Below are 21,913 nucleotides of genomic sequence, written 5' to 3'. Positions count from 1 at the left end.
GGGCGTCACTTCGCGTCGGCGTAGCTCTCCACGGCCGCGACGGTGAGCGGGAAGTCCACCGGGAAGTCGCCGAACAGCAGCCGCCCCGCCTCCGCGGCGGCGTCCCGCACCACCTGCCCGACGGCGTCCGCCATGGCCGCGGGCGCGTGCACCACCACCTCGTCGTGCAGGAAGAACGCCAGGTGCGGGCGGCGGGCGAACGGCTCGGGCGCGAGGCCCGCCGGCCCTTCGTCGTGCGTGCCGAGCTCCCACAGCCGGCGGCGGATCGCCGCCATCCAGCACAGCGCCCACTCGGCCGCCGTGCCCTGGACGACGAAGTTGCGCGTGAACCGGCCCCACGAGCGCGTGAACGACCGGGCCCGGGCGGCGGCGTCCGCACCGGCGTCGTCGGCGAACGCACCCGCCTGCGCGGCGTCCCACGCACCGCCCGGCGGCGGGGAGGAACGCCCCAGCCGGGTACTCACGACACCGCCCCGCTCCCCCGTCCGCGCAGCCTCCTCCACGAGGGCGATGGCCCGCGGGAACGCACGGCCGAGCCGCGGCAGCACCTGCGCGCTGGCCCCCGTGGTGCCGCCGTACATCGCGCCGAGCATGCCGACCTTCGCCAGCTCGCGCGTCTCGACCGCCCCGGACGCGACGATCCCCGCGTACAGGTCGCCCGCCCGCCCCGCGCGCGCCATCTCCTCGTCGTGGGCCATCGCCGCCAGGACGCGCGGCTCGAGCTGCGCCGCGTCCGCGACCACCAGCGTCCAGCCCGGGTCGGCCACCACCGCCCGCCGGACGCCCCGGGGCAGCTGCAGCGCTCCCCCGCCCGACGACGCCCAGCGGCCCGTGACGACACCGCCCACCACGTACTCCGTGCGGAACCGGCCGTCCGTGACCCAGGCGTCGAGCCAGTGCCAGCCGTTCGCCGTGAGCAGCCGGTACAGGTTCTTGTACTCCAGCAGCGGAGCGACCACCGGATGGTCGATCTTCTCCAGCTCCCACTTGCGCAGGCTCGCGGCGCCGACGCCCGCGTACTGCATCGCCTTGAGCAGGTCGGGGTGGGAGTCCGGGTTGAGCGACGGCGGCGCGTCCAGCGCCGCACGGACCTGCACCGCGAGCGCCTCGAGCCGTGCGGGGCGCTGACCCTCGGGTGGCCTGGGGCCGAGGGCCTCGGTGAGGATCGCGTCGTGCATGTCGGCCCGCCACGGGAGCCCCGCGTGGTGCATCTCGGCGGCGACCAGGGCGCCGGCCGACTCCGCCGCGAGCAGCAGGCGCAGCCGCCCGGGCTCGGCCGCGGAGGCGATCGCGTCACGCTGGGCCGCCAGCTCCACGAGGGGATCGAGCTCCGGGCCCCCGGCCGCGTGCCCCGGTGACGCGGCAGGCGGGTGCGGCAGCAGGTCGAACAGCGCGTCGGCCTGCGGCTGCGGACGACCCACCGCCGGCACGACGCCCCCTGCGGGCAGCCCCTCGAGCGCGTCCCACGGGCCGGCGGGGCGCTGCGCGAGCCGCGAGCCCTCGGCCAGCACCGACTGCCGCAGGATGCGGTGGGCCAGACGCAGGTCGTGGGACCGCGCCACCCGCAAGCCCGCGTCGAGCAGGGCCGGGTACCAGCGGTTGGTGTCGTCCCAGGCCCAGCGCGGAGCCTGCGCGCCCTCGAGCTGCCGCACGACGTTCGGCAGCCCCGCGACCGGCACGTCGCGGCCGCCGTCGGCGAGGGCCGCCCGCGAGCCCGCGGGCCCGGCTGGGGGCGACGGCGCGGTCGCGGCCTGCGCGGGCTCCGCGTCAGTCGGCGAGCGCACGACCCGGACGGTGCCCGCGGGCTGCGGGACGAGGACGACGGTCACGCGCCCATCGTGCCCGCCGCCACCGACGCCCGGCCGCACGCCGCGCGCGCGACGGCCGGACGGTCCTCGACGAGCGGCTCCGCGAAGCGGGATGCTTCTGGTGCGGGTGCCTCGGCGCGCCACCTCGGCGCCGATGTGGTGCGCTGGCACCAGGCGTCCGAGAAGACGTCCACGACGGCATCCCACAACGGCATCCCACAACGGCATCCCAGAACGGCTTGGAGGAGCGATGGCGACCGAGGCAGCAGCTGCGCAGGACGTGGACGTCGTGGTGATCGGGACCGGACCGGGCGGTGAGGACGCCGTGGCCCGCCTGGCGCGCGCGGGGCTCGACGTCGTCGCGGTCGAGGCCCGGCTCGTGGGTGGCGAGTGCCCGTACTACGGCTGCATCCCCACCAAGATGATGGTGCGCGCCGCAGATGCGCTGGCCGAGGCCCGCCGCGTGCCGTCCCTCGCCGGCCGGGCCGACGTCGAGCCGGACTGGGCGCAGGTGGCCCGGCGGATCCGCGACGAGGCCACCGCCGACTGGGACGACACGGCGGCCGTCGAACGACTGGAGGACGCCGGCGCCCGCCTCGTGCGGGGCCGCGGGCGACTGGCGGGGCACGGCGAGGTGGTCGTCACCACGGACGACGGCGAACGCCGCCTGCGCGCGCGGCGGGCCGTCGTGCTCAACCCCGGCACGGAGCCGCTGGTGCCGCCCCTGGAGGGGCTCGAGGGCACGCCGTTCTGGACCAACCGGCAGGCGGTGCGTGCCACCGAGGCGCCCGCGTCGCTCACGGTGCTCGGGGGCGGGGCGATCGGCCTCGAGCTGGCGCAGGTGTTCGCCCGGTTCGGCACGGCGGTCACGGTCGTAGAAGCGGTCGACCGGCTGCTGGTCGCCGACGAGCCGGAGGCGAGCGCGCTGATCGAGTCGCGGTTCGCTGCCGAGCAGATCGCGGTGCGGACCGGCACGCGGGCGCAGCGCGTCACGCACGACGACGGCGGCGGCTTCACGGTGCACCTGGACGACGGGACCGAGCTCGGCTCCGAACGCCTCCTGGTGGCCACGGGACGCAGGACGGATCTCGCAGCGCTCGGCGTGGGGGCCGTGGGCCTGGACGAGGACGCCCGGACCATCGCCGTCGACGACAGGATGCGAGCCGCCGACGGCGTGTGGGCGATCGGCGACGTGACGGGGCACGGTGCGTTCACGCACGTGTCGATGTACCAGGCGCGGATTGCCGTCGGCGACATCCTCGCGGCCGGCGACCACGGGAGCGGCACCGAGCGCGCGGACTACCGGGCCGTGCCGCACGTGACGTTCACCGACCCCGAGGTGGGCGCCGTCGGGCTCACCGAGGCGGCGGCCCGCGACGCCGGGATCACGGTGCGATCCAGCGTCACCGATATCGCGGCGTCCTCGCGCGGGTTCGTCCACGGACCCGGCAACGAGGGGCTGATCAAGCTCGTCGAGGACGCCGGGCGAGGCGTCCTGGTCGGGGCGACGGTCGCCGGGCCGGCGGCCGGCGAGATCCTCGGCGTGCTCACGCTCGCCGTGCACGCGCAGGTCCCGACGGCGCGACTGCGCCGGATGATCTACGCCTATCCCACGTTCCACCGGGCGATCGAGAGCGCGCTGGGCGACCTGGGCGCCTGAGCGTGTCGGCCCCCGGGCCTAGCCTGCCCGGGTGACCCAGACGTCGGCCCCGCAGCCCATCACGACCGACCACCTCGTCCTGGCCCCGGTGTCCACGGCCGACCTCGACGACCTGCACGCCCTGCACGCCGACCCGCGGGTGTGGACGCACTTCCCGTCCGGGCGGCACACCAGCCGGGAGCAGACGGCCCGACAGGTCGCGGACCTCGCCGCGGACTGGGTGCGTGACGGCATCGGCTACTGGACGGCACGGCGGCGCTCGGACGGCGCGTTCGTCGGCATCGGTGGCGTGCGGCTGCGCGCGGTCGGCGTGCTCAACCTCTACTACCGCGTCGCCGTCGAGCACCAGGGCCAGGGCTGCGCCGGCGAGATGGCCCACGGGGCGACGGCCGCCGCCGCGCGGGCACGACCAGACGTTCCTGTGACGGCGTTCCTGCTGGAGCACAACGCCGCGTCCCGCGCGACGGCCGAACGGGCCGGGCTCCGGCTCGTGTGGCGGGGGCCGGACGCGGGCAACCCGGATGTCGCGGCGGTGCGGCTCGTGCTCGCCAACCGTCAGCTCGACGCGGCCACGCTGGCGCGCCTGGTCGCGGCGTAGCCGGGCCCTTCGGGCCCAGGCCACGCGACCTCGGAGACTTCGGAGATCCCGGCCGGGCGGAAGTACCGGCTCAGCGTGCGTTGCCACGGGTTGTGCGGGAGGTGCGGGTAGCACAGAGCGACTCCGACGCAGTACTTGCTGACCCGGTGCGGTCGGACGCCGCACTCCAGCAGCGCGCGGTCGAGCCTGCCCGCGCCGCCCGGGCTCTTCGTCTCGACCAGCACGTCGTCAGGGCCCCCGAAAACCGCGCCCGCACCGTGCACGATCAGGTCGAGGTCGCACGTGACCCGCTGGTCGCCGTGGGTGAGCGTGACGCGGTGGTACGTCGTGGAGACCACGGGCCGCAGCACGTCGGCGGGGCCGCCCGTGACCAGACCGACGAACCGGCTGCCCTCCGCGCCCAGTGCGAGCGGCCCGTCGGCGTCGTGCGCGACCCGTTCCTTGACGGTCTGCCCGCGGTACCCCTTCGACTTCACCTCGAGCAGGCAGTCGCCCGAGTCGCGGTAGGTGCGGGTGCGCACCTTGTAGCGGTGCCGCCGGCCCTGGACGTGGGCCCGGAAGAAGTCGAAGCGTGGCGAGTCGAAGTAGACGGTGTCGTAGCGGAACTCCCGCCGCCCGTCGATCTCGAGCGCTCGGTAGAAGCCGCCCGACGCGGAGACGATCTGGGCCAGCACCGCTCGCGGCACGAAGTACTTGCGGTCCACGCGGGTCAGGAGGCGTGCGCGGGCGTTCATCTCGGTCAACGAGATCGGTTCCAGCGCGTGAACCGCGACGCCGAGCTCGCTCATGCCCGCACCGGCGAGCCCGTGGCGTCCCAGGCCTGGCCGGGAGCACCAGACCCGACGCGCGCGGCGAGGGCCGGCTCCGGCACGACGTCGTCGTCCTGCGCCGTCGGGTCACCCGTGCGGTACCGCACGTCCACGAGCGTCGTGTCCCGCACCAGGTCGACGTCGAGCACCTCGAGGTGCATGACCCTGCCTCCGAGGCTCTGCTCCAGGTATCGCACCAGGCGCGGCTCGTGCAGGATCGCGCGGTCGATCGTCATCGTGTGGCGCCGGGTCCGGGACGCGACAGGCGGGCTGTCGACCACCGCCATCACCAGCAGGACGAGGGCGGACAGCGCGGGCGCCACCCACCACGGTTCCGGCGTCAGACCGGCGAGCAGGCCCAGCGCGAGCGCCGTGAAGTAGTACGCGATCTCCTGCTGCGTGATCTGGTCCGAGCGCAGGCGGATGATCGACAGGATGCCGAACAGGCCCATCCCGAGGCCGATGCCGACCTCCACGGAGCTCAGCGCGATCGTCACCGCCAGGACTCCGACGTTCAGCGCGATGTAGGCGAGCAGCATGTCGCGCCTGCGATGGCGACGGAAGTAGAGCACGTAGGCGAGCACGACGATGGCGACCAGATCGGTGGCCAGGGCGACGACGTCAGTCATGGAATCCATGGGTCCTCCAGCGGCTTTGCGTTGCCCCGACGTTCCTCGCGCCGCCTGATACGTGCATGAGTCACCCATGAGAAATCTCCCATCTACCCGCTGGTCGGACGTGCGACTCTTGAGCAGTACGAGCGGCGTCGATCCGGGTGGAGCGAGCGCTCGAGGACGCCGAGATCACCGTCTCCTGAGCGTCCCCGCACCACGCCGCGCCGAGCCGGCTGCCCGGCCCGTCCTCGGGGGTCGTCGTGACGACGACGCTCGTGGCGTTGCCCTCGAAGGTGCGTGCACCCCTCAGGGGCCGCGTCGTGGCCGCGCCCCGGCCCGTCCGGCGGGTCCGGATCGCGTCGAACAGGTCGGGGCCGGCCAACCGTGCCGTACCTGCGCCGCGCGACGCACGGGAACCGGCGAGGTCGACGTGGACCCGGACGGCTACGCCGCGCCATCGTTGGCGCGACCGGAGGTCCGTTCCTACAGTGGTCGTCGTGGGCCACGAGGCGGTCGGGGCGTCGGCGTCCGTGGAGCTCGAGCGCCTGCTCCTCGAGGCCAAGTCTGCCGTGCCCCGGCTCCGGCCCGGAATGGTGAGCAGGTCCCCGCTGGTCAGGTCCGCTCGGGGCAGCGGATCCCGAGTCGTCGCCGTGACCGCGCCGGCGGGTTACGGCAAGTCGACGCTTCTCGCCGAGTGGGCGGCGCGCGACGAGCGGCAGGTGGTCTGGGCCACCCTCGACCGGCTCGACGACAACCCTCGAAGGCTTCTGAGCGTCCTCGCCTCCGCGTTCTCGCGCGCCATGGGAGGCCAAGGGGACCTCGTCGCCGACATGACCGGGCCGGACGTCTCGGTGCTCGGCCGGGCCGCGCCGCGGCTGGCGTCGGCCATGCGCTCCGCCCCGCGACCGTTCCTGTTCGTGCTGGACGACCTCCATGAGATCCGAGACCCGGCCTGTCACGACGTGCTCGGCGTCGTCATGGCGGGCGTTCCCGAAGGGTCACAGCTCGTCGCCGCGAGCCGGGCCGAGCAACCTCACGTGCCGCGGCTGCGGGTGTCGGGCGACGTCTCCGAGATCGTGTCGTCCGACCTCACGCTCGACGTCTCCGGCACGGAGCGGGTCTTCGCGACGGCGCGCGTCCCCGTCACCCCGGAGATCGCCGCGGCGGTGAGGGAGCGGACCGAGGGCTGGCCCGCAGGCGTCTACCTCGCCTCGCTCGTCGCCCGCCATCGCGACCCGCGTGACGTGCTGGTCACGGGTGCCGACCCGTACGTCGCCGACTACCTGCAACGCGAGACGTTCGGGCGGCTCTCGGCGTCGACACGCCGGTTCCTGCGCCGCACGGCGGTACTGGACGTCATGTCCGCACCGCTGTGCGACGCCGTCGCCGGCGGACACTCGTCGCGTCGGCTGCTGCGGCAGCTCGAGGCGTCGAGCATGTTCCTCGTCTCGCTCGACCGGCGCCGTGAGCTGTTCCGCTACCACGCGCTGTTCCGGGACTTCCTGCTCGGCGAGCTCGCCGCCGCGGAACCGGGGCACGCTGACGCCCTGCGCGTCCGTGCCGCCGACTGGTTCGAGGCGCACGACGCCCCTGAGCTGGCCGTCGAGCACCTGCTTCCCACGTCAGAGCGGGAGCGCTGCGTCCGGCTCGTCACGCGGATCGTCATGACGAGCTTCCAGGCCGGACGCATCGCGACCGTCGATCGGTGGTTGCGGGCGCTGGGCGACGACGCCGTCGCGGGCCACCCGCCGCTCGCGCCGCTCGCCGGGTACGTGGCCGTGTACGAGGGGCACGCGGTGGAGGCCGAGAGGTGGGGAGCCCTGGCCGACGCGGCGTCGTACGACGAGGACCCCGTCGACGGCGCCACGTCGTTCGACTCCGCACGCGCGACACTTCGGGCCCTGCGCTGCCCCGAAGGGCCGCGGAGGATGATCGATGACGCTCAGCGAGCGCTCGCCGCGGAACCGACGTGGAGCGTATGGCGCGCCACCGCGCTCACCCTGGCCGGCGACGCCCACCTGCTCGTGGCCGACATCGCGAGCGCGACGCGATTCCTGGCAGATGGCGTCGAGGTGGCGCGCGCCGTCAGGAACGCGGACGCTCTCGTGCTCGGCGCCACGATGCTCGCCATGCTCGACATGGACCACGACCGCTGGGACGACGCCGCCGAGCGGCTCCGCCTCGCCGTGCAGACGGTGCACGCGCACCGGATGGACGACTATCCGCCGAGCGCGCTCGCCCACGGCGCCGCCGCTCGCCTCGCGCTCCACCTCGGGGACGTGGAGGAGGCACGCCGGCTGCTGGTGCAGGGGATGCGAGCGCGCGCGTTCTCCACCTTCGCCGCCCCCACGCTCGCCGTGCGTGTCCGCCTCCAGCTCGCCCGCGTGAGCTGGTCGATCGGTGACGTCGCCGCCGTGCGGCACCTGCTGCGAGAGGTCGACGACGTCCTGCGGCACCGGCCCGCGCTGGGAGCGCTCGTCGACGCAGCACACGACCTGCGCACCGCCGTCGGGGCGAGCGAACGGCACGCCGTCCCCAGCAGCGTGGGGGCGCCGCTGACCCCCGCCGAGCTGCGGCTCCTGCCGTACCTGCAGACGCACCTGACGATCCGGGACATCGCGGAGCGGCTGTTCGTCACACGGAACACGGCCAGCTCCCAGATCGGGTCGATCTATCGCAAGCTCGGGGTCACCTCGCGCGCCGGCGCCGTCGACCGGGCCACCGCGATGGGGCTGCTCGGCTCGTGACCGTCACCGACGTGTGCCGTCTGCGAACGCGTCGTCCGCGTCGAACGGGTCGTGGCCGAGCGCGAGCGCAAGCTTCGGCGCGGCTGCGACGACTCCGGGGAGGCCCACGATCGGCACGACCGCGGTGAGGACGTCGACGATCTCGGCCGTCGTCGCGCCAGCACTGACGGCCGCGTCCACGAGGCTCCCGTACGTGGGCTCGGCGCCGCCGACCGCGACGAGCGCTGCGAGGCGGGCGACGGCGGTCGTCCGGGCGTCGAGCGAGGTCGGCTCCAGCTGTCGCTCGGGGTCGAGGCTCGCGTCGTTCACGGCGAAGCGCCGCAGTCGGTCGATGTAGTCCACGAGACCCGCCTTTCCGGGGCTGGTCGACCTTTCCCACCATCGGACCCCGCCGGCCGGACCGAGCGCATCACCCCGATCGAATGAAGCGGGAGGGCGCCGCACCGCGGGCCGAAGACTTCACGCACTCTGCGTGACGACGGTGACCCGGTTCGCACGACACGCTGCGGTCATGGCCGCGACGCCCGAGGCCACGACCTGCGAGGAGGTAGTCCCGTGGACAGCTTCATGGACTGGTTCTGGCTCATGCTCTGGTGGTTCGCGTTCGTCATGTACCTCATGGTGCTGTTCCACATCATCGGCGACCTGTACCGGGACCGAGAGCTGAACGGCTGGTGGAAGGCCCTGTGGACGGTCGCGCTCATCGTCGTGCCGTTCCTGTCGGCTCTGGTGTACCTCATCGCCCGCGGGCGGGGTATGGCCGAGCGGCAGGTGGCGAGGATCTCGCAGGCTCGGGCAGACACCGACGCCTACATCCGTGCGACCGCCGGCGGGACGACCGCTGCCTCGCAGATCACCGAGGCGAAGGGCCTGTACGACGCCGGGGTGATCGACGACAACGAGTTCGCCGCCCTCAAGGAGAAGGCGCTCCTCTGACGGAACGCGTGATGGCTCCGGGCGCGGCGGGCCCGGCGTCGCTCATCTCTCGACCAGCGGAGCCACCGATGACGCCTGAACGCGAAGGGCTCGCGACGACAGCCGTCAGCGCCACGCCCGCCCCTGCCCGCGGACTGGTCCCGGCGGTCCACCAGGCCAAGCTGCGACCGGCGGTGAACCCCGAGTACCTCGTGCCACGACCCCGCCTGGTCGCGCTCCTCGACGCCGCGGTGCGCGCGCCCGTGACGCTCGTCGTCGCACCCGCCGGGTCCGGCAAGACCTCTCTGCTGCGCGACTGGGTCGCCGGCACTGCCTTGCCGCACGCCTGGTTGTCCGTCGACGAGCTCGACCGCGACGCCGCACGGCTCTGGGCGGGGATCCTCGCAGCGCTCGAGGGGATCGCGCCCGGGTGCACGGCGCAGGCGGCCGCTCTGCTACGTCGTCAAGGGTCGCTCCTCGACGCCGTGGGAACGCTCCTCGACGACCTCGAGAGTCGACCGTACGACGCTCGCGTGCTGGTGATCGACGACCTTCAGCTCGTCGACGACGACGACGGCGTGAACGCCTCCCTCAGGCTCTTCCTCCAGCACCTGCCCGGATGGTTGCGGGTCGTCGTGGCGAGCCGTCGGCTCCCGCGGCTGCCGGTGGACCGGCTCCGGGCACGGGGGATGCTCGGCGAGGTCCGCTTCCCGGAACTGAGGTTCTCGTTCGACGAGGCGGCGGAGATGCTGTTCCGGCTGGCTCCCGGGCTGCCCTCCGACCAGGTGCACGCCGCGGCCGTACGGGCGGGCGGCTGGGCCGCCAGCATCCAGCTGAGGGCGCTCGCGGCCCGGGCGACAGACGCCCGGGCGACAGACGATGCGGCCGGTCCCGGAGCCGTGCCGCCGGACGACGGGGCACGAGACCTGGAGGACTACGTCTGGCACGAGGTCCTGCTGGGCGGTCCTCCCGACGTGGTCGAGGTGCTGAAGGCGACCGCCGTGGTGGAGCGCGTCGACCCCGGTCTCGCGCAGGCGCTCACCGGTCGCGCCGACGCTCCGGACCTCCTGGCCCGCGCCGAGGAGAGCGGCCTGTTCACCGCGCGCATCGAGCCCTCCGGGGTGTACGAGACGCACGCCCTGGTGCGTGAGTCCCTCGTCGGGCTACAGCTCCGACGGTCGCCCGAGCGAGTGACGGCGCTGCACCAGATCGCCGCGGGATGGTACGAGGAGCACGGCCAGCCGGTGCCGGCCCTGGAGCACCTGCTGCGCGCGGGCGCTCACCGCGACGCGCTCCGGCTTCTCGCGTCCTGTGTCGCGGAGCTCTACGACAACGGGCTCGAGGCCACCGTCCGGCGTACGGTCGCCGCGATCCCCGAGGGCGTCACCGGGAACGACCTCTCCACCACGATCGACCTCACCTGGTGCCGTCTGTACGTCGACCGGGGCCAGTTCGTACGGTCCGTCGACGAGCTGGTCGCGGGGACGGACGGCGGCTCCGGCCCCGACGACGGAGCGGACATCGGTCCTGTCCTGCGCGCGCGCCTCCGGATGTTGGAGGCCGTCGGGGCCGCGGTCCGTGGGAGCTGGGCCGACGGCGCCGGGCTGGCCCGCAGCGCGCTCGCGACGATCGGCGAGCCCTGGCTGGTCGATCCCGTCGTCCGGTACGGCTGGAACCTCGTGGCCCGCGAGATCGCGCTCACCGAACGCTGGGACGACGCGAGCGCGGAAGTACTGAAGGTGGTGTCGACGATCAGTGCGGTGCCGGAGCGCCGACTCGGCCTCGAGGGCACGCGGGCTCTGGGCGACGCGCTCGCCGGACACCCGGTCGACGCCCTGCGGCTGGTCGCGGGCGCCCGGCAGGGCTCCGAGCAGTCGAACCTCACCATGCTGCGTGCCGAGCTCCTGACCGCCGAGGCCATCGCACGACGCGAGATCGGCGACACCCCGGCGGCGGTCCCGGCCCTGCTGCGGCTCGCGGCGACCGATTGCGACCCGGCCCCGCACTGCCGGTTGCTGGCATGCCTCGAGCTCACCCGGTCGTGGCTCGATCGGGACGACCTCGTGGCAGCCGAACGGGCATTCGGCCAGGCGGCCGAGATCGTCGACACGGAGGTGTCGGGTCCGAACGGCCGCTGCTGGCTGGCCCGCACCGGCACGGTGCTGGCCCTGGCAGACGGGCGGACCGACGAGGCGCGCCGCTGGGTGGCCCAGGTCGACGACCCGTTCTGGGCAGGCGTCAAGACCGCGCGGGTGTGTCTGGCCGAGGGCGACAGCGAGTCCGCCGCGGACGAGCTTCGGGACGTCGACCCCCGGTGCGTGCGCCACCACGTGGTCCGCGACCTCCTGCTGAGCAGGGCCTCGGCGAGCACGGCGGAAGCCGAGTCCTGCCTCCTGAGGGCAGCAGAGCTCGCGGCCGCGCACGGCCTCGTCCAGACCGTCGCGGCCGAAGGGCCGGACGTCGTCGAGTCGATCGAACGGCTGGCGTGGCGGCTCCCGCAGCCATGGTTGGCCCGGCTGCGGCGCATCCCCGCACACGGCGCGGCCTCGTGGGGTGTCTCGGCGGTCGAGCTCACCCGGCCCCTGACAGAACGTCAGCTCGGGATACTCCGGATGCTGCCGAGCCGGCTCACGCTCCGGGAGATCGCGGACGAGCTGTTCATCTCCGTGAACACGCTGAAGTTCCACCTCAAGGTCGTCTACCGCGAGCTCGGGTGCGGGTCGCGCGCCGAGGCGGCAGAGGTCGCGCGGGCTCTGGCGAGCCCGCACCGGCACGATCAGCCGTCGATCACCCGGCGCCGCTGAGCCTCGTACTGCTCGAGCGTGAGAACTCCACGGTCCACGAGCTCGGAGAGCGTCTGCAGCTGCGCGGCCTGGTCCACGGCGAACTCCGGATGATGGCTCATCGCGGGGCCACGGACCAGCAGGTCGGCGAGCGCCCAGCGGTCCGCGCTCTCTCCCGACCCGCCGACCGCCGTCCGGAAGCGGTCGCGGCCCACGCGCTCACCGGCGAGGAGCCGCCCCCCGGCCTCGCGAGCCGCGGCGGAGAGGGCCGCAGCCCAGCGATCCTCGACCAGGAGCAGGAGGGCGGACACGCCCGGCTCCACCACCGCGGCGGCCAGTGCGATGTCATGCGCGCTGAGCCGCGCCCTCGGGACGGTGATCGCGGCGAGAGGGGCGATCACCCCGGACTCCCGCCCGGCCCGCACCGCCACGGACGCCTGGCCGTCGGGGCGGTGCAGCTGGACCACGTCGACCAGCCGGATCCGTCCCGACCTGACCAGCCCGGCCACCGTCGCGACCACACCGTCGAGGCGGCTGGCCGCGGGGACCGCCACCAGGAGGTACTCGAAAAGGTCGGCGTCGAGCCCTCCGGTCGCGTCCGTCGCCGGCACCTGGGTCATGGGGCCCCCGTCCGGCCGTCGTCGCGTCCCGTGCACCCATGCTGACCCGGGCGCGGGTGGGCCGACACCACCCTCGAGCGGATGGCGCGGCACCGCCCTGGCGCAGTGGGGTGCTCACCTCCGCCGTGGTGGTCGGCGCGGCAGCGGTCAACATCGCGGGAGCCACGTCCATCGACCGGGTGCAGAGCGTCATCGTCGTGATCCTGTTCGCCGTCTTCGCCGTCTTCATCGTCACTCTTGCCCAGCTGGACACGGAGCTCCTCGCCCCGACGAGCTACCCCAGGGGCGGAGCGATCATGTCCAGCGTCGCCCTGACGTTCTTCGCCTACCTCGGGTTCACCGTCATCAGCTTCACCGGGGGCGACCTCCCCGACCCGGCGCGGAACCTCGTCGGTGAATGCCAACATCTATGCGGCGGTGGGCTCGACGGTGCCGACGAAGGCGCGCTGTCGTCGCAGCAGCTCGCCAGAAGGTCCCCCGGCTGAGGTCGTCGACCGTTCCTGAGGGTCAGTCCTTCGGCCGGGCATGGCGCCCGGACCGCTCGGTGACCAGCGCCGCCAGCGCAGCCCGCGTCTTGGTCTCCTGCGGGGCGCCGAGGTCGATTCCGTGCCCGGCGAGGAGGACCTTCAGCTCGGCCGCGGCCTGGAACGCGGCGTCCGGGGCCGATTTCATCGACAGCTCGAGGATCCGGCTGCCGTCGGGAAGCACCCACAGTTCCGCGACCATCCGGCGTCGACCACCCGCGGGAAGGAACTTGCACTTGAGCAGGGTGATGGAGCCGAGCCCGGTCAGGTCGGCGAGGACCACGCCCTGAGGCATCCGCTCCGCCACCATCGCCCGCTGGGGACCGTCCAGCGTGTCAGCCACGGACAGCTCGTCTGCCAGCAGCCTCTTGACGTGCTCGTCAGGCACTGCGGCCGTCAACGAGCAGGAGCAGGTGAAGCCTGCCGGGGACGCATCGACCTCGACCTTGAACCCGTCCCGTTCCCGCAGCTTTCGCGGCACGTCGGCCGGCAACATCGGGCGCAGCTTCACCGTGAGGTCTCCGGGCTGGCGCTGGGTACGACGGGCACGGACCACGACCCCTGCGGTCGAGAGCCGGAGATCCGGGGTGTCGATGAACGAGATCTGCCGGACGACGGCGTCGAGCGGGTCGATCCCCAGGGTCTGGACGACGGAACGGAGGCGGTCGTCCGGGACGGTGAGCTTGAGCTCGACGGAGTCGACGTCGGGCAGGATCGCCAGCAGGCCGGCGAGCTGCTCGACGTCGTACGTCGGGACGGCGGTCATCGGTGCCTCCGGCGGGCGACGAGCTTCCACAGCTCCTCCACCACGACCAGGGAGCACGCGATCCCGACGCAGACGCCCCACTGGCGGAGCGACAGGCTGGTGGTGCCGAAGATCTGCGCGAGCAGGTCGATCCCGGTCACGGCGACGATGGCGATCAGGGCGAAGCCATACCGGCGGAGCTGAACCGCGCCCGGCAGGGCATCGCGGTCGAAGATCGTCCCGTGCGGGTCACGCGAGAGCAAGGCACCGACGAGGTGGAACAGAGACAGTGTCGTGAGCAGCATCGTCGTCGGCACGAGCGCACCGGCGTCGCCCGCACCGATCTGGTAGGCGAACAGCGCGCCGACCGTCATGACCGCGCCCTGCACGCACAGTCGGACCCAGTTCGCCCGCGAGAGCACGGGGGCGGAGACAAGTCGTGGCGGCCGCGACATCAGGCCGCGTCCGGGTCGGTCGAACCCCAGCGCGATGGCGAGCGGGATGTCGATCACCATGTTGAGCCACAGGATCTGCAAGGGGTTCAACGGCACCCCGCCGGCGATGCCCAAGGTTCCGGCGCCGATGAAGATCGCGATGTAGGCGACGAGGGTCGACATCTGGAAGCGCAGGTACTTGACCAGGTTGTCGTAGAGCGCGCGGCCGTACGACACGGCGCCGACGATCGTCGCGAAGTTGTCGTCCGTGAGGATCATGACGGCGGCCTCCTTCGAGACCTCGGTGCCGGTGATCCCCATGGCGACGCCGATGTCAGCCTTCTTCAGCGCGGGGGCGTCGTTGACCCCGTCGCCGGTCATGGCCACGACGTCTCCGCGCTGCTGGAGCAAGCGGACCAGCCGAACCTTGTCCTCCGGCGCGACCCGCGCGACGACACCGATGTCGTCGATCTCGGCGAGCAGCCCGTCGTCGCTCGCCGCCGCGAACTGGCGCCCCGTGACGGCCCGCCCCTCGATCCCGAGCTCGGAGGCGATCGCCGCGGCCGTCGTCGCGTGGTCGCCGGTGATCATCCGGACCCGGATACCGGCCTCGCGACACTCGGCGATCGCGGCCCTCGCCTCCGGTCGAGGCGGGTCGACGATGCCGACCATGGCCAGCAACGTGAGCTCGTCGACGAGCCCGATCAGGTCGTCGGTGTCACGGACGGCCGCGGGGTCCAGGTCACGCTGGGCGACCACCATCACCCGTTCGCCGGCGCTCGCGATGGCGTCGTTGGCCGCGAGCGCGCGGACCCGCTCGTCGTCGGTGACCGGTGCGACGGTGCCGTCCGGGCGGCGCGCCGTGGTCGACCGGGCGATCAGGACGTCCGGCGCCCCCTTCACGTAGCAGCGGACCAGGCGGCGCCCGTCCTCGGCCGTGACCTCGTGGAAGGTCGCCATGAACTTGTGCGCGGAGTCGAACGGCACCTCGGCGACACGCGGGAGCGCTGCCCGGGTGCCCTCGATGTCGAGGCCGCCCTTGACGCCGAGGACGATCAGAGCGCCCTCCGTCGGGTCGCCCACGAGTGTCTCGCCGTCCAGCACCGCGTCAGCGCACAGGACCATCGGGAGCAGGTAGGGGTCGAGGTCGAAGCGCTGCCCCCCGACGTGCCTGATCTCACCGTCGGTGCCGTACCCCTCGCCGGACACGGCGAAGCGCCCCACCCCGGGGATGACGAGCTGCCGGGCGGTCATCTTGTTGAGCGTCAACGTGCCCGTCTTGTCCGAGCAGATCGCCGACGTCGAGCCGAGGGTCTCGACGGCCGGGAGCCGCTTGACGATCGCGTTCCGTCGAGCGATCTCGCGGGTGCCCATCGACAGCAGGGCAGTCACGACCGCAGGGAGCCCGGTCGGGATCGCCGCCACGGCGAGCGCGACGCCCGTGATGAAGAGCGTGTCGAAGGAATGGCCCTGCGCAAGGCCGAGCATCACCACGAGCACCAGGGCGACGGCCGCGATCGAGGCGATGATCCTGGACAGCGAGTCGAGCTGGCGCTGCAGCGGCGTCTTGCCGGTCTCCGTCGCGGACAACATGTCGGCGATGTGCCCGATCTCGGTCGACATCCCGGTCGCGGTCACGAGCACCTCGCCTCGGCCCCGCGTGACGGACGTGTTCATGTACACCATGCAGAGCCGGTCGCCGAGGGGGACGTCGTCGCCCGGCACCGGGGCCGCCGTCTTGGCGACGGGCAGGCTCTCGCCGGTGAGCGCGGCCTCCTCGACCTCGAGAGCGGCGGCCAGCCACACCCGCCCGTCGGCGGGCACACGGTCGCCCGCCTCGACCAGGACCACGTCCCCCGGCACCAGCCCGGCGGCGTCGATCTCCACCGCCAGCCCGTCGCGACGGACCCGGCACACCGTCCGCATCATCTGCGCCAAGGCCTTGACGCTCTCCTCTGCCTTGGCCTCCTGACGGAGACCGATCACCGCGTTGAACACCGTGAGCCCGGCGAGCACCGCCGTCGTCCCCACGTCCCCCGTGACGAGCTGGTTCACTGCCGCGGCGACCAGCAGCACCACCTGCATGAAGTCCTCGTACTGTCGCAGGAACGCGCGCCACCCAGGCTCCCCCTGGGAAGCCGTCAGCTCGTTGGGACCGTGCTCGCCGAGCCGGGACCGGACCTGCTCGGCCGACAGACCGCGCGCCGGGTCGACCCCGAGGTTCCTCGCCACCTCCTGCGCGTCGGCGGCCACCGGGTCGCACAAGGGTGCCGGACGCGGTTCGGTGCTCGTCATCGGTCGGCTCCAGGCGTCGGGGGGTTCCGTCACGACCGATCCTGGCGGCGAACCGGGTGGTGAGGCTCCACCCCCGGTGGGGTGGGGCGCGACCACCCCGGGCGGTGGCAGCCTCGTGGTCACGGGCGCAGCCGCCCGCGAGCCTCACGATGGAGGATGACCGTGACCGCCCAGCCCGTAGGACCGATCGACTATCTGGCCGTGGAGTTCCCCGGCGCGAGGCTGGAAGGCAAGGGCCTGGCGGCGTTGCTGGACCTCGTGGAGCGGGGGATCATCCGGATCCTCGACCTCCGGGTCGTCAAGGTGTCTGACACCGGCGACGTCGTGGCGGTCGCGCTCACCGACCTCGACGACGACGGAGAGCTCGACCTCGCCGTGTTCGAGGGCGCCCGGTCGGGGTTGCTGGACGACGACGACCTCGCTCAGAGCGCCCGCCTGGTCGCGCCCGGCGACGCCGTCGGTCTGATCGTGTACGAGAACACGTGGGCGGGCCCCTTCGTCACGGCGATGCGTGAGGCAGGAGCCGAGGTCGTCGCGAGCGGCCGGATCCCCGCCGACGACGTCGTCGCAGCGCTGGACGCCCTCGAGAGCCCCAGCGCAGGCTGAGGTTCACGACCCTCCACCACCCGAAGGAGCGCACGATGGGACTGATCCGTGGCATGGCCCGCACCGCGGTGGTCGCCGGCACGGCGACCGCCGTGTCGAACCGCGTCTCCCGGCGCCAGGCCGGCCGGTGGGCCTCGCAGGAGGAGTACGCGGCCCCACCACAGCAGTACGCGCAGCCCGCGCCACCGCCACCTGCTCCGGCGGCGGCGGCCGGCGGGTCCGACGTGATCGCGCAGCTGGAGCGGCTCGGGCAGCTGCGCGACAACGGCGTGCTCACCGACGCCGAGTTCGCCGCGCAGAAAGCCCGGTTGCTCGGCGTCTGAGGAGATGTCGCCCTCATGCAGCGGAGCCCGAGGAGGACCGTCGGGGCGCGAGAGGCCTGACGGCAGAATCCTGAGGGTGGTGGGCCCGGAGGGACTCGAACCCCCGACATCCACGGTGTAAGCGTGGCGCTCTGACCAGCTGAGCTACAGGCCCTGGCAGCGCTGGCAAGGATACCGTCCGACGAGCGGCGCCGCGCACGTGCGCCCACGCAGGTCAGGACCGGTCGAGGCACCCGTCGCGGCGTCAGATCTCGGCGAGCGCCTCGCGGTATCCGTCCAGGTCCCGCCGCTGACCGCGCGGGTTGACGACGGCCCAGCGCACGATCCCGTCGCCGTCGAGCAGGAAGGACCCGCGCAACGCGTGCCCGCTGCTCTCGTCGAAGGCGCCGAACGCCCGGGCCACCTCACCGTGCGGCCAGAAGTCGCTGAGGAGGTCGAAGCCGAACCCCTCCTGCTCCTGCCACGCCTTGAGCGAGAAGACGGCGTCCGTCGACACCGCGAGGAGCCGCACACCGGCGGTCTCGAAGTCCTCGATGTTGTCGCGCAGCTCGCACAGCTCGCTGGTGCAGATGCCGGAGAACGCGAACGGGTAGAAGACCACCAGCACCGGCTCGCCGCGCAGGTCCGCGAGGTGCACGGGCGTCCCGTGCGTGTCCGGGAGCGTGAAATCGGGAGCGGGGTCGCCGGCGCGCAGGGCGCCACCGGCGGTCGGCGCGGCCGTCACCGCGTCACCGGCCGCGGCCGCGGTTCGCCAGCTTCGTCGCGGACCAGTCGGGGGCGACGGCGAACGTGCTCGTCGCGTGCAGCCCGGCCGTGGTCGCGGCCTCCTGGATCTCGTTGTGGCCCACGTGGCCGTCGCGCCCCGGCTTGGGGGTGAGCAGCCAGATGAGCGCACCGTCGTCGAGCACTGTCTGGGCGTCGACCAGCATGTCGGTCAGGTCGCCGTCGTCGTCGCGCCACCAGACGATGACACCGTCGGTGACGTCGTCGTAGTCCTCGTCGACGAGCTCACCGCCGACCAGTTCCTCGAGCTCGGACCGCAGCGCGTCGTCGACGTCGTCACGCCACCCGAACTCCTGCACCACCTGGCCCTGCTCGAACCCGAGGCGCGCCGCCAGGGAATCCGCCTGCTTACCCACGTGGTCCTTCGTTCCTCTCTGTCCGACAGTCGACGACACCCGACGACATCTGTACCGCACCGTGCCGTGGAGCACCGCGACACCCACACCCAACGACGGGTCGCGCCTGCGACCCGTGTGCGACAACGTAGTCCACCGCACCCGAGCACGCCCGGCAACCCGTGGCCACGTCCGGTTCGTCCCACCTGTCGGGACGGCACGACCCTACGCGACGTCCGACCCGACCCCGACCGATCCTTGTGACGGCGCAGGTCCGAGGGTAGGCATGACGTAGATCACGGATCCTTGACCGCCCGATGGTGGGCTCGCGGGCTGTCCTGGGGACACAATGTGTGATGACCACCTGATCGTGGGACCCGCGCCGTCGCGACCTGACGGGGCGGAGCCTCCACGGCGGGGAACACCTGACACGGCCGGCGGCGGCCACACAGTCCGCCACCGCCCGCAGACGAGAGAGGTTGCTGGTGGCTTCGTACGACGAGACCGGACCGTTGATCAACGGCCTGCTCAGCGCTGTCCCGGACATCGACCCCGCCGAGACCGGCGAGTGGGTCGAGTCGTTCGACGGGCTGATCGACGACAAGGGTGGGCCGCGTGCCCGCTACGTGATGCTCAACCTGCTGCGTCGCGCGCGCGAGCGCAACGTGCACATCCCGGCGACCACGGCGACGCCGTACGTGAACACGATCTCCGTGCACGACGAGCCGTACTTCCCGGGCGACGAGGCCATGGAGCGCAAGTACCGCTCCTGGATCCGCTGGAACGCGGCCGTCATGGTCACGCGCGCACAGCGCCCCGAGGTCTCGGTCGGCGGGCACATCTCCTCGTACGCCTCCGTGGCGACGCTGTACGAGGTGGGCCTGAACCACTTCTTCCGCGGCAAGGACCACCCCGGCGGCGGCGACCAGATCTACTTCCAGGGTCACTCCTCCCCCGGCCAGTACGCCCGCGGGTTCCTCGAGGGCCGCCTCACCGCGGACCAGCTCGACGGCTTCCGCCAGGAGAAGTCGCACGCCGGCGGCGGCCTGCCCTCGTACCCGCACCCGCGCATGCTGCCGGACTTCTGGGAGTACCCGACCGTCTCCATGGGCCTCGGCCCGGCGTCGGCGATCTACCAGGCGTGGACGAACCGGTACCTGCACAACCGCGGCATCAAGGACACGAGCCAGCAGGACGTCTGGGCGTTCCTCGGCGACGGCGAGATGGACGAGCCCGAGTCGCGCGGCATGCTGCAGCAGGCGGCGCACCAGCAGCTCGACAACCTGACCTTCGTGGTGAACTGCAACCTGCAGCGTCTCGACGGCCCGGTGCGCGGCAACGGCAAGATCATGCAGGAGCTGGAGGCCCAGTTCCGCGGCGCCGGCTGGAACGTCATCAAGGTCGTCTGGGGCCGCGAGTGGGACGCGCTGCTCAACGCGGACAAGGACCGCGCCCTGGTCAACCTCATGAACGTCACGCCCGACGGCGACTACCAGACGTACCGCGCGGAGTCCGGCGCGTTCATCCGCGAGCACTTCTTCGGTCGCGACCCGCGTACCAAGGCGCTCGTGCAGAACATGACGGACGACGACATCTGGAACCTCAAGCGCGGCGGGCACGACTACCGCAAGATCTTCGCCGCGTACACGGCGGCGCGCGCCCACACCGGCCAGCCGACGGTCATCCTCGCGCAGACCGTCAAGGGATACGCGCTCGGCTCGAGCTTCGCGGCCCGCAACGCCACGCACCAGATGAAGAAGGTCAAGAACTCCGACCTCAAGGCGCTGCGCGACAACCTGCGCATCCCGCTGACCGACGAGCAGATCGACGCCGACCCGTACCTGCCCCCGTACTACCACCCGGGCATGGACGACGAGGGCATCCAGTACATGCTGGAGCGCCGCCGCCAGCTCGGCGGTTTCGTGCCTGAGCGCCGGTCCTCGCCCAAGCCGGTGACGCTGCCCGGCGACAAGACGTACGAGATCCTCAAGAAGGGCTCGGGGCAGCAGCAGGTCGCGACCACGATGGCCTTCGTGCGGCTGCTCAAGGACCTCATCAAGGACAAGGACCTCGGCAAGCGGATCGTGCCGATCATCCCCGACGAGGCACGCACCTTCGGCCTGGACGCGATCTTCCCGAGCGCGAAGATCTTCAACACCCAGGGGCAGAACTACCTCGCCGTGGACCGTGAGCTCATGCTGAGCTACAAGGAGTCCGAGGCCGGGCAGATCATGCACACGGGCATCAACGAGGCCGGTTCCGCGGCCGCGTTCCAGTCCGTCGGCACGTCGTACGCGACGCACGGCGAGACCATGGTGCCGGTCTACATCTTCTACTCGATGTTCGGCTTCCAGCGCACCGGCGACCAGTTCTGGGCGGCGGGCGACCAGCTCGCCCGTGGCTTCATCATCGGCGCCACCGCCGGCCGCACCACCCTGACCGGTGAGGGCCTGCAGCACGCCGACGGCCACTCGCCCCTCCTCGCCGGCACCAACACGGCGATGGTGCAGTACGACCCGGCGTACGGCTACGAGATCCGCCACATCGTGCGCGACGGCATCCAGCGGATGTTCGGCGACGGCTCGGACGGCCGCGACCAGAACGTCATGTACTACCTGACGGTCTACAACGAGCCCATGACCCAGCCGGCCGAGCCGGAGGACGTGGACGTCGACGGCATCCTGCACGGCATCCACCGGATCTCGGCGTCCGACGTCGAGGGTCCCAAGGCCCAGCTCCTCGCCTCCGGCGTGGGCGTGCCGTGGGCGCTCGAGGCGCAGCAGCTGCTGGCCGACGACTGGGGTGTGTCCGCCGACGTGTGGAGCGTGACGAGCTGGAACGAGCTGCGTCGCGACGCCCTGGCGGCCGACCACGACGCGATGGTCGACCCCACGGCGACGCCCCGCACGCCGTACCTCACGCAGAAGCTGTCGGACGCGCAGGGGCCGTTCGTCGCCACGAGCGACTACGACCACCTCGTGCCCGACCAGGTCCGTGCGTGGATCCCCGGCGACTACGCGGTGCTCGGCGCCGACGGGTTCGGCTTCTCCGACACCCGTGCGGCCGCGCGGCGCTACTTCCTCATCGACGGCCCGTCGATGGTGGTCAAGACGCTGCAGCTCCTCGCCCGGCGTGGCGAGGTCCCGGCCGACGTCGTGGCCCAGGCGGTCGAGAAGTACCGCCTGCTGGACGTCAACGCCGGCACCTCCGGCGCCGTCGGCGGCGACAGCTGACGTCGGGATAGCGCCGAGATAGAGAGGCACCTCGCCGAGATAGAGAGGGGGGGGGCCGCGAAGAAGCGCGACCCGCCCCCT

19 protein-coding genes and 1 tRNA gene are annotated in these 21,913 nt (G+C 72.6%); 9 read left to right on the top strand and 11 right to left on the bottom strand.

The window, feature by feature from the left end:
* Positions 1-5: 5 nt before the first annotated feature.
* Together LEP48_RS16670 and LEP48_RS16665 are read right to left on the bottom strand one after the other, a co-directional pair.
* Positions 6-1,679, bottom strand: a complete 1,674-nt coding sequence (locus tag LEP48_RS16670) for a bifunctional 3'-5' exonuclease/DNA polymerase (protein ID WP_225566754.1) — start codon at positions 1,677-1,679, stop codon at positions 6-8.
* Between the two features lie 146 nt (positions 1,680-1,825).
* Positions 1,826-2,002 (bottom strand): hypothetical protein, encoded by a 177-nt coding sequence (locus LEP48_RS16665; RefSeq protein WP_225566702.1) that lies wholly within the window; start codon positions 2,000-2,002, stop codon positions 1,826-1,828.
* A 56-nt stretch (positions 2,003-2,058) separates the two neighbouring features.
* Here LEP48_RS16665 and LEP48_RS16660 point away from each other — a divergent pair, with 56 nt between their 5' ends.
* Together LEP48_RS16660 and LEP48_RS16655 are read left to right on the top strand one after the other, a co-directional pair.
* Complete coding sequence (locus LEP48_RS16660) at positions 2,059-3,468, top strand: dihydrolipoyl dehydrogenase family protein (RefSeq protein ID WP_225566701.1); 1,410 nt, start codon at positions 2,059-2,061, stop codon at positions 3,466-3,468.
* Between the two features lie 31 nt (positions 3,469-3,499).
* Complete coding sequence (locus LEP48_RS16655; protein WP_225566700.1) at positions 3,500-4,066, top strand: GNAT family N-acetyltransferase; 567 nt, start codon at positions 3,500-3,502, stop codon at positions 4,064-4,066.
* On the opposite strand, the gene LEP48_RS16650 is transcribed toward LEP48_RS16655, so the two are convergent.
* On the bottom strand, positions 4,024-4,854 hold the full coding sequence (locus LEP48_RS16650; RefSeq protein WP_225566699.1) for a polyphosphate polymerase domain-containing protein: 831 nt from the start codon (positions 4,852-4,854) through the stop codon (positions 4,024-4,026). The genes LEP48_RS16655 and LEP48_RS16650 overlap by 43 nt on opposite strands.
* Entirely contained in the window at positions 4,851-5,513 is a 663-nt protein-coding gene (locus tag LEP48_RS16645; RefSeq protein ID WP_225566698.1) for a DUF4956 domain-containing protein, read from the bottom strand. The genes LEP48_RS16650 and LEP48_RS16645 overlap by 4 nt, the downstream gene beginning before the upstream one ends.
* Positions 5,514-5,986: 473 nt before the next feature.
* Between LEP48_RS16645 and LEP48_RS16640 the strand changes: the two genes are divergently transcribed.
* Positions 5,987-8,236, top strand: a complete 2,250-nt coding sequence (locus tag LEP48_RS16640) for a winged helix-turn-helix domain-containing protein (RefSeq protein WP_225566697.1) — start codon at positions 5,987-5,989, stop codon at positions 8,234-8,236.
* A gap of 3 nt (positions 8,237-8,239) precedes the next feature.
* Here LEP48_RS16640 and LEP48_RS16635 read toward each other — a convergent pair whose 3' ends face one another.
* Complete coding sequence (locus tag LEP48_RS16635) at positions 8,240-8,578, bottom strand: carboxymuconolactone decarboxylase family protein (protein ID WP_225566696.1); 339 nt, start codon at positions 8,576-8,578, stop codon at positions 8,240-8,242.
* Positions 8,579-8,791: 213 nt separating this feature from the next.
* On the opposite strand from LEP48_RS16635, the gene LEP48_RS16630 reads away from it, so the two are divergent.
* A complete protein-coding gene (locus tag LEP48_RS16630; protein WP_225566695.1) occupies positions 8,792-9,172 on the top strand; it encodes an SHOCT domain-containing protein in 381 nt (126 codons plus the stop codon).
* Positions 9,173-9,240: 68 nt separating this feature from the next.
* Positions 9,241-11,955 (top strand): winged helix-turn-helix domain-containing protein, encoded by a 2,715-nt coding sequence (locus tag LEP48_RS16625; RefSeq protein WP_225566694.1) that lies wholly within the window; start codon positions 9,241-9,243, stop codon positions 11,953-11,955.
* On the opposite strand, the gene LEP48_RS16620 is transcribed toward LEP48_RS16625, so the two are convergent.
* Positions 11,928-12,554: an SHOCT domain-containing protein gene (locus tag LEP48_RS16620; protein WP_225566693.1), complete on the bottom strand. Its 627-nt coding sequence runs from the start codon at positions 12,552-12,554 to the stop codon at positions 11,928-11,930. The two genes, LEP48_RS16625 and LEP48_RS16620, sit on opposite strands and share 28 nt — an antisense overlap.
* Positions 12,555-12,664: 110 nt before the next feature.
* Here LEP48_RS16620 and LEP48_RS16615 point away from each other — a divergent pair, with 110 nt between their 5' ends.
* Positions 12,665-13,039 carry a hypothetical protein gene (locus LEP48_RS16615; protein WP_225566692.1) on the top strand — a complete coding sequence of 125 codons (375 nt, stop codon included), beginning with the start codon at positions 12,665-12,667 and terminating at the stop codon, positions 13,037-13,039.
* Between the two features lie 22 nt (positions 13,040-13,061).
* On the opposite strand, the gene LEP48_RS16610 is transcribed toward LEP48_RS16615, so the two are convergent.
* Both LEP48_RS16610 and LEP48_RS16605 read right to left on the bottom strand, forming a co-directional pair.
* Entirely contained in the window at positions 13,062-13,844 is a 783-nt protein-coding gene (locus tag LEP48_RS16610; protein ID WP_225566691.1) for a hypothetical protein, read from the bottom strand.
* Positions 13,841-16,552 carry a cation-translocating P-type ATPase gene (locus LEP48_RS16605; protein WP_225566690.1) on the bottom strand — a complete coding sequence of 904 codons (2,712 nt, stop codon included), beginning with the start codon at positions 16,550-16,552 and terminating at the stop codon, positions 13,841-13,843. Before LEP48_RS16605 ends, LEP48_RS16610 begins: the two co-directional genes overlap by 4 nt.
* Positions 16,553-16,714: 162 nt before the next feature.
* On the opposite strand from LEP48_RS16605, the gene LEP48_RS16600 reads away from it, so the two are divergent.
* Both LEP48_RS16600 and LEP48_RS16595 read left to right on the top strand, forming a co-directional pair.
* A complete protein-coding gene (locus LEP48_RS16600; protein ID WP_422723851.1) occupies positions 16,715-17,158 on the top strand; it encodes a DUF6325 family protein in 444 nt (147 codons plus the stop codon).
* Positions 17,159-17,193: 35 nt separating this feature from the next.
* Positions 17,194-17,481: an SHOCT domain-containing protein gene (locus LEP48_RS16595; protein WP_225566688.1), complete on the top strand. Its 288-nt coding sequence runs from the start codon at positions 17,194-17,196 to the stop codon at positions 17,479-17,481.
* Positions 17,482-17,558: 77 nt separating this feature from the next.
* Here LEP48_RS16595 and LEP48_RS16590 read toward each other — a convergent pair.
* The 3 genes from LEP48_RS16590 to LEP48_RS16580 all read right to left on the bottom strand — a co-directional run bounded on the left by LEP48_RS16590 (position 17,559) and on the right by LEP48_RS16580 (position 18,620).
* Positions 17,559-17,635: transfer RNA gene (locus LEP48_RS16590), tRNA-Val, on the bottom strand.
* Between the two features lie 90 nt (positions 17,636-17,725).
* A complete protein-coding gene (locus LEP48_RS16585) occupies positions 17,726-18,205 on the bottom strand; it encodes a peroxiredoxin (protein WP_225566687.1) in 480 nt (159 codons plus the stop codon).
* Between the two features lie 4 nt (positions 18,206-18,209).
* A complete protein-coding gene (locus tag LEP48_RS16580) occupies positions 18,210-18,620 on the bottom strand; it encodes a DUF3052 domain-containing protein (RefSeq protein ID WP_225566686.1) in 411 nt (136 codons plus the stop codon).
* 464 nt (positions 18,621-19,084) lie between these two features.
* On the opposite strand from LEP48_RS16580, the gene aceE reads away from it, so the two are divergent.
* Positions 19,085-21,832 carry a pyruvate dehydrogenase (acetyl-transferring), homodimeric type gene (aceE, locus tag LEP48_RS16575; RefSeq protein ID WP_225566685.1) on the top strand — a complete coding sequence of 916 codons (2,748 nt, stop codon included), beginning with the start codon at positions 19,085-19,087 and terminating at the stop codon, positions 21,830-21,832.
* Positions 21,833-21,913: the final 81 nt, after the last annotated feature.

The sequence above is a fragment of the Isoptericola luteus genome, from assembly GCF_020297055.1.
Lineage (GTDB): Bacteria > Actinomycetota > Actinomycetes > Actinomycetales > Cellulomonadaceae > Isoptericola > Isoptericola luteus.
The sequence above is the reverse complement of the archived record's forward strand: the minus strand, read 5'-3'. Positions and strand labels throughout refer to the sequence as shown.